Below are 13,944 nucleotides of genomic sequence, written 5' to 3' on the forward strand. Positions count from 1 at the left end.
AAAAAGATACAACTATAAAACCATAGCTGTATCTTTGAATAATTAAAATTAGAGAAAAGAAAAACGACCATAAGGTCGTTTAGAATTTGTAAATGGTGGAGACGATGGGGGTCAAACCCACGACCTCCTGAGTGCAAATCAGGTGCTCTATCAATTGAGCTACGTCCCCAATGGTGGAAATAAGTGGACTTGAACCACCGACCTCACCCTTATCAGGGGTGTGCTCTAACCAACTGAGCTATACTTCCATACATCAACCATATAATTATAACTTTTTTTGCTATATTTTTCTACAAAAAAAGTAAAAACAATACAAACAAATTGTATTTAATGGTTGATTTTATATATCATTGGATTAAAATCAGAAAATAAATTATCTTTTATATTAGTAGTCTATTTATTAGTAGTCACTATCTTCATCAGAATAGCTATCAGAACCATCATATAGTTCTAAATCATTAAAATCAAATTCTAGAGCTTGGATTCTACCAAAGAATTCGAATTCAACCATAGCAGTTCCTTTAGTTTCGTTAATATTAGTGATGTTAGCAATTTCACCATAAAATTGGTTACCAATAATTTTAACATTTTGGTTAACTTTAAAGTTAGTTGATGGTTTTGGTTTTGTTTCTTCTTCAGGTTCAAAATCGTTTTGATCTTTAAGTACAACATGATTGCTTGTATCATCATCTAAACTAACATTAGCTCGTTCACGATTAGCTTTTTCAATCATTTGAAGAATTTGTTCTTCACTAACTGGAATTGGTTTAACATTTTTACCAGATGAACCAACAATCCCTGTTACCATTTGTGTATTTCTAATTAAGAATCAAATTTGTTCAGTCATATCCACTTTAATGAAAACATAACCATTAAATTTGTTTCCTTCTTTAATTTTTGTACAACGGTATTTAGTAACCCCTTCAACAACAACTGTTTCTCATTTAACATTGTCGCGATTACGCATTAATTTAGGGGCATCAGTTGGATCATAAAGTTCTACTTTTTTGTTTTTTTCCTTAATGATTTTGATATCAGCTAATTTATCACCCATACCATAACCATTAATCTTATCTTTTAAGTTTTCAATAACTTTGTTTTCATTACCACTTACAACAGTGATAATGTATCATTGAAAATGATGTTTATTTTCATTAAGACCTAAATCATTTAATAACCTTTGGTCTAAATCTTTGATTTTAAATGCCATATAATAGACTCCTTATTAGATATTTTATTTTGCTGATAATTTAATGAATGCAGAATCGATTCCAAAGAAGATTGCTGCTAATAAAACAACGATTATAATAACTACAAATAAACTTGTAATAACTGATTTTGCACTTGCTCAAGATGTTCTTTTAACTTCTTTTTGTAAACCATAATATCATCGTTTAATTTTATATGATCCACGCTCATAATTAAGTTCATACTCAAAGACAGCTTTTTTATAATCAAAACGCATCTTTTTAAGAATCATTTTAGATTGTTTAAGATAAGCTTTTTGTTGAACTGTAGTTAATTTTGATTTGATGTGCCTTAAGTTGGTTTTATAATCTTTTTTTGCTAGTTGATAAATTCTTTTTTGTTTTTGTAAAGCTAAAAAAACAACGTTGGCTTGTTCTTTGAGCTCTTTTTTACGTTGTTCTTCTAATATTTGGTTGCGTTCAAACTCTTTGTCCTGGTAAGTTAAGTACTTTGATTTATCTTTTGCCATAACACTTACTTAGTTTCCTTGTGAGTGGTGCTTTGATTGCACTTTTTACAATATTTGTTTAAGACAAGACGGTTGATTGCAAATTTATTACGCTGGGTTTGATAATTACGACTAGTACAAACCTCGCAAACTAAGATTATTTTTTTAACCATATTTATAAATTATATTGTTTTTTAATATTTAATACAACATTAAACTAATAAACTAGTCTTTATTTCTTTAGTTAATGTTAGGTTTTTAGTATGAATAAGTTTAATAATTGAATCATTAAAGAATGGAGTAACTATAAAAATAGTAATAAAGATAAAGAAAATTAAACTAGCTACTCAAGGACTAACTGTTACATTATTATCATAATATAATCCAAAACCAAACATTGTTTTATTATATGGATCTAATCAAGTTTGAATTGTAAATCCATAAAATAGTTGGTATAAGAAAACAAAGCAACAACCAACTATAGCTACAGTTCAAACTAAATAATGTCAAGGTTTAGTTTGAAGATCAACAAAGTTTTTAGCTGGTAAACTAATCCTTTGTTTTCTTATTAATAATTCTTCTTTTTTATTAAATAAACTAAAACTATAATTTCTATTACTTAATGATAATTCTTTAGCAAATGGATATTTCTTATAATATCTATTTCTTTTTGTAGCATTGTGTAGTGCACAAATAATAATTAATCCATATACTAAAAAGAAAAAGACACTAGAGAAATTAGACATTAGATCTACATAAGCATCAGTATTTTGGATAATACCAACTATTGAATGAATTATAAAAAAGAAAGAAAAAGAGATAAAAGAAGAAACAGCTCCTTTTAGATATTGATTCTTATTATTAGCTATTTTAGATAATCAATAAGAAGTAAATATAATCTTTTGATTAATAAGATATTGATTAGCATTAATATCAACTAAAACAAAAGAGTTAACTACTCCTAAGATTGAGATTAAGATAATAATATCAACTGTTAAAGTAACTGCTTTAATGATGTTAGGATCATAATTTCAAGCTTTATTAATTACTCCAAAAACTGTTCCTTCTGATACAAAGATTTGCCCAATTGTTAATAATAAATAAAAGAAAGCAACGCAAACTATACCAAACACTAAGATTCAAGAAATTCTTTTAGATCCGTTTTTGATTCGGTGTTGGATATTGCCAATATTTAAGAATGAATCATAAGCAAATAAAATTGATGGCAAAGCAGTTAGTATATTAGTAAAACTAAAGTTTCCTTTAGTATAAACAGCATTTGAGCTTGTTATTATTTGATCATTAACAGCAACACTAGCTAATGAATAGTTTCAATTCTTAATTCCTAATACTATTCCTACAATACCAAAGACAATAATTGGTAAGAACTTAAGAATAGTAGAGATGATTTGTAAAGTAGCAGCTATTTTAATAGATATTAAGTTAATAACAATAAATAATATAAAAATAATAAAAGTAGTAACAAATAATAACCAAATAGGAGGAGTTTCATTTGGAGCTAAGATCACTTTAAAAAAAGCTTCTGCTCCAAAGAAACAAAGTGAAGGTAAAAGAGCAGCATTATAAAAACAAGGTTGAGCAATAGCAATAAATCTTGCAAACTTTTTATATTTAAAAATTTCAAGCGAACCAGATAGACCAGCTCCTTGCTTTTTACTAAAACCAAAGATTGCAAAACTAATAGCTGTGGCAATAGCTATAAAAGCAGCTACTATTCAAGAAACTATTACTCCAATTTCATTAAAGCTATTAATTTTAAATATAGAGTTGTTTTTAAAGAAGATGCCAATTCCAACAACAGATCCAATTAACATACTAACAGCTGCAAAGAAACCAATTTGTTTTGCTTTCTTTGTTGTAACTTTCATATAATCACTCCTTTCCTTCTATTCTTTTAATATTGTTATTTACTAATTATTTAAAAATATTAATAATTAATTACTTTAACACATAATAAATTAGTTTTTGCTAATTTTTGATTTTTGTCTTAATTAAGAGACAAAATCAAAGACAAATTTAGTATTTTAGAATAGTTAAATAAGATTTTAAACATTTAGTATGTTAGTAACTTGCTACTTAATAAATATTTTTTAATAATTTAAACATTTTCTAAAATAGACTTTATAAATTAGATTTTGTCCCAAAAAGAGAACAAGAAAAAGCTTATAAATGTTAGAATATTAGAAAGAATTTTATAAATAATCACTATTAAAAACCGTTTCGAAAGCAAAATAGCCTAAAAAACGGTTTATTAGTATGAGAAAGTGCAGAAATTATGAACAACCGTAATAAAAAACCAAAATTAACAAAAAAACAAACTATTAATACAGTTGTTGGAGTTATTGGTTTAGCAGCAGCTGGTGCTGTTGCTGGAGTGTTAGGTAATGAGTTGTCAAACAAAAACGAAGACTCAAAAACTTTAAACTCTTTGTTACATGCTGTTACTAAGCCAAATGTTGGCGATTTATTAGAATTTAATTCAGCAGAGATTGTATATAACAATGCTGATGATTCTAATGTTGGTACAGTTAAAACAACAGACACTTTCTATACTATTTTTGATTTAGTTAGAAATAACTTTAATATTAAAGCGACAGTACAGGAAGCTTTAGACAAAGGCGTTACTATAAGTGGAACTGTTTATAGTACTGCTACTGGTTGAGTTATTGAAGGTGAACCAGATCAAAATAATGGTTCATTAAAGATTAAGAAAAACGGTTCTAGTGAAACTAAAACCTTGTTTGATAATGCAAGATATTATACAAGAAAAATTCCGATTGGACACGCTTTTGAAACATTAGATGAAAATGGTGTTTACCAATATACTCACTTACAAGACTATACTAACTTCTTAGAAACTTTAAAAGAAAATAGTTTTCATAAACTTAATGAAAGCACTTTTATTAAGATTAGAACATTTATTCAAAGTTTAAATGAACCAGCATTAAGCAATATTTCTCTTGCTAAATTAACTGTTAATAATGAACAATTAATTATTGTTAATGGTATAGATAAAAATTTACAAAATGTTACATTTGTAATTGATAAATTACCTATTGTTTATAAATATGATGACTTACAAGCTGAGCTGCCAACTTATCAAGAAGTTGAAGCTGCTAATTTTGACTATGCTGAAGCTATTTTCCAAAAGATTAGAAATAGTCAAAAATCAATGGTGTTCAATGATATCTTAGTAAAAGCTAATATTACTCAAAAAGAGGGTAAAGTTAAAGTTATTGTTGATGGAACTATTGAAGTTAATGATGGTATCAAAACAATGTTGATTACACCATCTAAAACTGGTTATCAATATATTAAATATGATCGTTCTGTAGAAAAAGCTAAAAATGACCCACAAAATCCATATACTTATGATCTAGAAGAAATCTCACGTTTCCTAGAATTAATTACTACTAAAGGTAATGGATTAGATAATGCTATTCAATTAAGTAGTGTTGTTGAAAATAGACTTTATAACTCATTATTAGCTCAATATAAAATTTCTGCAATTGCTTCTAAGATTTACTATGACTCAGCTAAGAGTCGACTTGTAATTGTTGATGATTCTAACTATGCTCGTAAAGTATTAGTATTAGAAAATATTCCAAACATCATTACAATCGATTCATTAATGAAGTTTACTGATACTACTAATAAAAATCATAATAAACCATTAATTTCAATTGATGAAGTAGCTCAAAAAACTGAATTCAATAATAAAGAGTTCAAAAAAATTATTCAAGATTTATTAGTTGAAAAATTAACTTTAGCTAAAGATAACCAAGTTGGATCAGTGTTTGTTTCAGGTGATGTAACTAAAGAAGAAATAACTGATGAAGATAAGAAGCTATATGATGAAAACGCTAAGTTTGAAGTCTTTAAGGTTAAAGTAACGGCAGCTGATGGTACTGAAAGATTTATTTACGCGTTAAACCGTAATAAGTTTTATAGTGCAAACGGGGATATTGAAGTATTCAAAAACAAAGTTGAATATGAAAAAAATGAGGCTAATGTTGTAACTGTTTATTTAAATGTTAAAGACGTTAAGTTAAGTGAACTTGGTAATTTTGTTGATGGTTTCAGAGACAAAACAGATACATCTAGTCAGCAACAACAAATTTTTAATAAAGAAAAAGCTAAAATTAAAAGATTTATCCAAAAACTATCTGATGGAAGTAATAATGATAAATTTATTGTTATTGACACAGATCGAGAAACACCGACATCTAAAGTATTAATTATTTATGGATTACCAAGAGTAATTACTACTAATGAGGCTTTTAATGATTTTGATACTGAAGCAAGTATTGATAAGCTAATTGAAAGTTCAATAAAAGATAAAAATAATACAAAATCGTCAAAAGAACTATATATTGAAATTTTAAATAAGCAATTAAAGAGAAAACAAGGCGATGATAAAAAAGGATTCATTAATGGTAATGAATTTGATTTTGATCCGTCTCAAAAAGATAACTCTAAAACTGCTAGAATCGACTTTGACATTGAAAAGAACAAACACCTAATTGAATTAAAGAAACAAGATGGTGGCACTGATGTTATTTTCACAAAAATTAGAATCGATAAAGGTTTACCTTCTAACCCTAATGGAATCATTCCGCAAGTTAAAAAAGCTAAATGAAGTCCTTTAGATAACCAATCATTAGAATTCTTTGCTTTATATGATAGTTTAGCTGCTGATACTACTAATCCAAAAGCAAAAGTTTTAACTAGTCAAATATTAAATTATGAATTCATTAGAGTTAATACAGGTTTAATTGCTCAAGGTACAATTGAATATCGTTATGATGAAGGACTAATCATCATTAAAGACCCAAATATTCAAGAAGCGGTTATTTTCACTAATGTACCTAAGCTTACTTTAGTTCAAGATGTATTCAAGAATATGTCTAAAAACAATATTAGTGACATCCCATCTAATATTGTTGATGCAATGATAAGTAAATATAATAGTACTAATTCATTAAATGAATATAACAATAAAGCATTAATAGAAGATATTGTTTCAAAAGCAAACGGTCAACTAGTTCTTGGTAACTATAAATTATCTAAAGATAGTGGCAAACAATACACTACTACTGTAACTGTTAAAAACAATTTAGATGATGGACCAAATAACGCACAACGTCGTTATAAAACTTTTGTATACGAAGTTACAGAAAATTCAGCACCAGATAACAAAGTTAAAATCTATGATAATGTTAACTATATTGATTCAAAACGTGCTTATGAACTATATAGTAAAACAGTACCAATGAGTCAATGAAAAGCTGTTTATGATTTAATTGGTGATAAAAGCACATATGCAGATGGTGTTTCAATTAATGAAATTGAATTAGTTGCTCCAAAATTAGTTTCTAAATTATTAGCAGACGTTGCTGATGAAGGATTTAGCTTCTTAAAAACTAAACCAGATTATTTAAACGATGATACATATCCAACTAAGCTATTTATTATTGAAAAAAATGGCAATAAAGAATTAGTAATTGCTGGTTTAAGAAAAAATAAATCTGGACCATTAAATGCAGATAATAATAGAGCAATATTATCTATTCTTTCTATTCAACAAATACCAAATATTGCTAAAGCAGCTGAAATTGGTTTAACTTTACCAACTTTAGAAGAAGTTGTAGCTGCAGATGGTAATCTAGAAAAAGCTATTAAAGATAATATTAATAAGACAACCAATAAATTTGATTTCCAATATAACTACACAAAGAATGTTAATAACAATTTAACATTAGATGAACATCAAGTTAAATTTGATTTTGATAAATCTGATAAGCGAGAATTTGTTCGTTTATATAAAGGTGTAGATAACTCATTTGGATCAATTACTATTTTTGATGATAAACCAATCATTAATGTTATTGGTACAGATTATACAAAACCAACAGAATATGAACATACATTAAAATACTGACAAGGGTTTGCTGAAAACTCTAAATTAAACCCACAAGAAAAACAAGATTTAATACTAGGTTTAATTAATGAACAAAAACGAGTTGACCAAAACCTTAGAAATTACAACTTCAATGTTACAAGTAAAACAACTGTTGAATTAAATAAAGATCAAGGTAAATTGATTATTTTTGAAGACGGAACAAAGAAATCTACAACAAAAATAGTTGTTGTTTATAATGTTCCTAAAGTAATTTCAAACTATGAGATTTTTGAAAATACAGCAACAAGCCTAAGCACAGAATTACAAATTTTAAATGAATATGAAGCAAATACATTAAAAGCTATTCGATCTGTTCTCCAAAATAAACGAAGTGAAATTGTTAAAAATAACAAAGCATTTGGTTATTCTATTAAAGATAACGAAACAATGATCTATGATCCACAGAACAAACGAATTACATTTGGTGATCAGGTTATTAATGTTGTCTTCTTAGAAGAATATGAAGCAGTTCATGCACGTATTTTTAATAATGTTAATCAATTTAAAGATCTTGTTTCTAATCAACTAAAAACTATTGATCAAAAAGAAGATATATCTAATTATGCTCAAAATCCTGATGTTGAAGCCATTAAATCTACTTTAGCTGGTAAAGATTTAAAGAAAATCTTCAAAGTTGGAATTAAGATCGTTGTTGAAGCAACTGAAAATAATAAACGAAAATACTACTTATTCTTATCATCACCTGATTTTGCAACCGATGTAACTGAAGGTATTAAATGAAAAGATGTATATGAAGCAATTGATTATGTTAATAGTTTAGCTACATTTAACACTAATGTTCAAGATCAATTAATTACAGAAGCTTTAAAAACTAAAATTAAAAACAATAAGATTGTAATTACAGATAAAGAATTTGATCCAGCTACTATTCGATATACATATCGATTAGACTCTAATAAAAACATCAATTTAATTAAAATGAGTGGTAGTGCAAGTGGTGAGCTTGAATTAATTATCCAAGATGGTACAAAGATTGGTAGTGTAGATTCACAACCAATTGATAATATTATTCCTTTAGATAAAGCAGAAAACTTGGCTAAATTACAAGCGATTATAGATGCAGTACAAAAAGCACCTGAATTAGAGCAAAAAGGTCAGAAATCAATTAAATCAGCTGATGTACTTACTTCATATCCTGAACTAAAAATTGGTGAACACAATTTTGATAGAGTATATTTAGATACTAATAAAAATGTTTTATGATTAATTAATACTACTCTTAACAAAGGGTATGCTTTAACAAACATTCCTTCACAAACTACAATTAGTATTGATGATGCAAATGAAACTTGATTTAAATCTACTGAGTTATTAAAATATGATTTAAGTCCATTAAGATTAGTTCAAGCACATGTTATTTCAGGTAGTGCAGCGGCAATTGCAGGAATTAATTTTGGAGCAGATTCTAATCCTAGAGTACAACAAATTGGTGATTTCTATTTAATCACATACAACAATAAACGATTAATAGTTAAAGATACAACTAAATACCATCTAAAACCAACTGAATTAATTAGCTCTAAACGATTTGTTACTGATGCTGAACAATTCAAAGCTTTCTATACTGAGTTAGAAGATAAAAAACAAGTTGCTACACCATATTCTTCATTAACTAGTAAATATGATGAAACTAATGAGTTGATTAAACAAAACAACATTTCTGAAAATGCTACTTTCTTAGCAATTAGACATGGTAATGAAAATGTTATTTTAGTAGTTGATACAAAGGACACTATTAAGAATGTTTATTTAATCAACAACCTACCAGAAGTTGTTGCCCCTTCAAAAATTGCCATTCCATCAGTTTATGATTTCTTGAAATATACTGGAGATGAAGAAACAAGATTTAATAACGCTGTTAAGAATAAATTAGATGATTCAGGAAATAGTTCAAATACATCTATTAAATTAATTGGACAAGACGTTGCTTGAGCTGATGCACAAGTTCAAATTGATAAATCTGCAAGATCAATTAAAGTTTTTGATAGATCTAACAATAAATTATTTGAAATTAATAATTTTGATTACTTACCAGAATATAAACTAGCTACTATTAGTAGTGATTTCAACTTCTTAGATAAGTATGAATTATTAAAAGAAATTAAAAATTTAACAACAGATAGTCAGTTAGATAAGAGCGAAGATAACAAAGAAGATCCAAGTACTAAGAAACGACCACAAAAACAAATTACAGAACAATTCCTTAAAAATAAAATTGTTCAATCAGCTATTAAACAAGCATATGGTGAAGGTACTGTATTTACACAATTAAATAAGATTAGTGTAGAACATTTATTAGTAACTAATAATCATAGTGACAAAGATAGAATTATTCTTCGTTTATTTGATGATCAAAATAGAGTAATTAAAGCTTTAATTATTACTAATGTAACTCGTGTTGTTGATAATGAAGGAACTATTAATGTTACTAGAGATGATATTATCAAGCAAATTGTAAAGAACAATCCAAACGAATCAATTGCTAAGTTATTCGAAACTAAACTTGTTAAAAAGATTGGTAACGGTGTTAACACTAAGATTGATGGTATCTACCAATATAACAGCCAAATAAAAGCGACTAAAGAAGGTCGTTACATTTTAGTTGAAGATTCAAGTAAAATTGATCAACCATTTGTAATTATTTTAAAAACAAATTATTTAGATTTCCCAGCTTCTCTTAATTTAGAAATATTTGAAATTAAGAAATATCAAGAGAACATTGAAACACTAAATTCAAAAGATGATAAAAAAGCTAAACTAACTGAACTTGCTAATAAAGAATTAAATTCAATTGTTAATGAATATTCAGAAAATATGAATTTATCTGAAGTAGATGTTCAATTAGAAGGTGATAAATTAATCTTTAGTACAAATGATCAACTATTAGTTGGACACAACCTACCTAAGATTATTAAAGCTTATGATAACAATAATCAAGTTATCAACGAACTACCTACTATTGATGAAATTGCTAAAGCATTAGATCAAACAACATCAGTTGTTAAAGCTTATGAAGATTTTTATAAGAAAAAAGCAACTGGTGGTAATGAATTTACTATTAGTACTAAGGGAACTACTTCGCAAGAATCATTTAAATTCAATAAAGATAAAGTATCATTTAAATTTAATGATGATGACACTTTAAAAATTACATCAACTGATCCGGCAAATAAAGCTACAGTAAACATTATCTTGCCGCAAGATCATGAACAAGACAGTTTTAGTGTTATTAATGCAATTAGTAAAGATCCAGATCAAACTTATCAATTACTTAAATTAATAACTGATAAGACAAATGATATGGTCTTAACATCTGAAATGAAAAAAACATCATTCTTAGCTAATGATGATAGTTTACCTACTGATTTCTTAAAAGAATCTGACACAATTAAGATTCATTATTATTTAGATTTAAATAAAATTCTTCTAAAGAATGAAACTCAGAAGAAGACAGTTGTATTCTATAATGTAAACCGTGTTATAGGTGCTGACACGATTTATTCAACTGAAGATATTGTTAAGGCTGATAAGAGTACTCAGGACTTCATTTTAGATAAGATTAAAAACGATACAACTAATCAATTAAAATGAGAAGGAATTACTGTTGAAAAACCGTCAGATAGTAAAGAAATTAAAGTAACTAATATTGGTATTGCCAATAATAGTTTAGTTTCAAAACCAGGAAGTGCTATTGCTCAATTCACAGTTATTGATAACTATATCTATCACGTTGGTAGAGAGAAATTTAATGCTGAAGAAGAAATTGTAGAAGTAATTGATTTTGATACTTGAGCCAAAAAGATAACAGCTCAAGAACAAACCGTTGAAGCAACTCAAATTCCTGATGAAGTATCTAAAGAAATATTCTCATCATTATATGGAAATATTGATAAAGCTACAGCTAAAGTATTTAAGGTAGAAAAAGATGGTAAAACATCAATAGTTATCAAAGGTATAAATAAAACTTCTAAACTTGGTCATGTTATTGTAATTCACAATTTACCTAAGGTATTTAGTGGTGATAAAGACAGCTTACCTATACCTACTATTAAACAATTGGCTTCAAGTATTGGTTTATCAGGACCTGATTTAATTAATGCCGAAAAAATCTTAAATAACACTTTAACTAAATTATTAAAAAATAGTAATGGAAAAATTTTCCATACTGAAATCAATGCTGATGAAGCTAAGATTGAAGTAACAAGAGATGTTGCTAAAAACCAATATTCATATACAGTTTCAGGCTCTAATAGTAATAGAGTTACACTACAAACTAAAAAACCTATTCCTAATATTTATGCATATGATGGATCGCGAGACACACTAAGAGAAGGTTTAAAAGTTAGTGATTTTGAACATAAATATGAAGAATTAAAAGCTAAAAGTACAGACAACAATGTTAAATATAACTACATTAAAGATGATGCAATAATTCAAAAACTATTGGCGAACACAAATGTTGACAAAGCTTCTAAAGACAAAATTACTCAAAACCCAGCTGATTTCTTAGTTTACTTTGATAAAGATACAAACCGAATTATGATCGGAAGCGACACTCAAGCTGTACTTCTTATTTTCGGTAACATCATTAAAACAGCAACTAATGAAAATGCTATTGGTACAAGCCAACACCTATTATATAAATATGGTGAAGCAGTAGAAGCTAACTTTGATTTAAGTAATTTAATTCTTAAAAAATTAAATGAATTAGAACCAAATGACTTAGAAATTAATGGATACCCATTCACTAAGAAGTTCTCATTTATTGCTAAACAAGATGATGGCTCATTCTTATTCAAAGATTCTAAATCAGGTACTACTGAAGATAATCTATACTTTGTTGATAGAACAACTTATACAGAAAAAGATTTAGTTGATCATAAATTTGCTAACCTAACTAAGTTCTATAATGAAGTTAAACAAGTTCTTCAAAAAGAACCTAAATACTTATTAAAGAAAACTTCAGAATTTAATAATAATGACTTAACAAATATTGTTAATTCATTAGACTTTAAAGACCCATCAAATGTTGAAATTGTACTTGGTGGTAATAATTTAGCTTTAGTTGGAGTTGATAAAGCAACTAATAAAACTAAAGTTGTTAAATTAATTACTCCATCTGTTCAAGAAGCACCATTTACTTTAAGTAATGATGATCTTACAAATGTAGAAGGATCTACACTTGATGAAAAAGTTGCAAATGCAACAGCTAATGCTTTAAAGAAATTAGCTCAACAGCAATATGAAGAAGCTATAAGAGCTAATCCATCACTTGCAGAAACTCTTAACCCTAATGAAGTTACTTTAGATGGTAATAAGATTAATTTAAACGCTCCTAATGTTAAATATGTAACTAAAGTTGATCCTAATAATCCAAACCGTAGAATTGTAGAAGTTATTAAAGATAACAAAGTAGTTGCTACAATCACAATGCCAAATGATCTACCTAATATTAAAGTAGTAGAGTGATCACAAACACAAGCAACACCATTTGAAACTTGAAATATTTTATTAAATATATTTAAGAACTCTGCAGCAGATGCTTCTACAAACGAAAAACTTAAAAACATTCGTTTTGAAGATTTAGATAGAGAAACTAAAGCCAACCAATCAATCTTTAAAGTCGATTTCATTGATAAAGTGATTAAAGATCAAAAATTAGAATCATTATTATCTGAAAACAACCGTTCAATAGAATACAACAAAGAACGAAATGAAATCATTTTACGTTCAGCAAACTCTAGTTTAGTGTTTAGTAATGTAACAAAAGTTGTTATTGCTGAAAGTTTATATAATCCTTCTAAAGGATATGTAGATAATTCATCTCCAGTCTTTAACTCTAAAAACCCATTAAGTGCATTAGATCAATATATTAAAACTGATGCACCTAAAGATTTAGCAGCACAAAGTGTTGAACTTAAAGATGAATTTAATACTTGAAGTGTTAAACAAGTTCAACAAATAGAAGATCTAACTTCTGAATACAAAGACTCATTTGTATTTAAATTAGCAACTAATAAAGAAAATGATTTTGTTTATGTAATTGATATAAGAACATATAGCAATGATCATGTAAGTGTTAAAAATGACTTTAATAATAATTTAAATGATTTTGTAAGTACTAGATCTAAACTAAATTATTTAGAAGCTAAATCAGTTGATGATTTAAACAGCCCAACACTAAGTAAGTATGCAGCTAATTTAAATCTTGAAAAAGCACAAGTTATCAAAAAACAAATGTAGT

5 protein-coding genes and 2 tRNA genes are annotated in these 13,944 nt (G+C 27.2%); 1 reads left to right on the forward strand and 6 read right to left on the reverse strand.

Translation table 4 applies throughout. From position 1 onward, the window contains the following. Positions 1-93 precede the first annotated feature (93 nt). The 6 genes from UDIV_RS03405 to UDIV_RS03425 all read right to left on the reverse strand — a co-directional run bounded on the left by UDIV_RS03405 (position 94) and on the right by UDIV_RS03425 (position 3,585). A tRNA-Ala gene (locus UDIV_RS03405) sits at positions 94-169 on the reverse strand. 2 nt (positions 170-171) lie between these two features. Beyond that, a tRNA-Ile gene (locus UDIV_RS03410) sits at positions 172-248 on the reverse strand. A 152-nt stretch (positions 249-400) separates the two neighbouring features. Continuing rightward, the gene (nusG, locus tag UDIV_RS03415) at positions 401-1,210 is read right to left on the reverse strand and encodes a transcription termination/antitermination protein NusG (protein WP_038103336.1); all 810 of its coding nucleotides are present in this window, start codon (positions 1,208-1,210) and stop codon (positions 401-403) included. Positions 1,211-1,234: 24 nt separating this feature from the next. Then, positions 1,235-1,717, reverse strand: coding sequence for a preprotein translocase subunit SecE (gene secE, locus UDIV_RS03420; protein ID WP_038103339.1), 483 nt, complete (start codon positions 1,715-1,717; stop codon positions 1,235-1,237). A 5-nt stretch (positions 1,718-1,722) separates the two neighbouring features. Then, positions 1,723-1,869, reverse strand: a complete 147-nt coding sequence (gene rpmG / locus UDIV_RS04340; RefSeq protein ID WP_081847833.1) for a 50S ribosomal protein L33 — start codon at positions 1,867-1,869, stop codon at positions 1,723-1,725. A gap of 39 nt (positions 1,870-1,908) precedes the next feature. Beyond that, the gene (locus UDIV_RS03425) at positions 1,909-3,585 is read right to left on the reverse strand and encodes an amino acid permease (protein WP_038103341.1); all 1,677 of its coding nucleotides are present in this window, start codon (positions 3,583-3,585) and stop codon (positions 1,909-1,911) included. Positions 3,586-3,992: 407 nt separating this feature from the next. Here UDIV_RS03425 and UDIV_RS03430 point away from each other — a divergent pair, with 407 nt between their 5' ends. Continuing rightward, positions 3,993-13,943: a hypothetical protein gene (locus UDIV_RS03430; protein ID WP_038103343.1), complete on the forward strand. Its 9,951-nt coding sequence runs from the start codon at positions 3,993-3,995 to the stop codon at positions 13,941-13,943. Position 13,944: the final 1 nt, after the last annotated feature.

It is taken from the genome of Ureaplasma diversum NCTC 246 (assembly GCF_000731915.1).
GTDB lineage: Bacteria > Bacillota_I > Bacilli_A > Mycoplasmatales > Mycoplasmoidaceae > Ureaplasma > Ureaplasma diversum.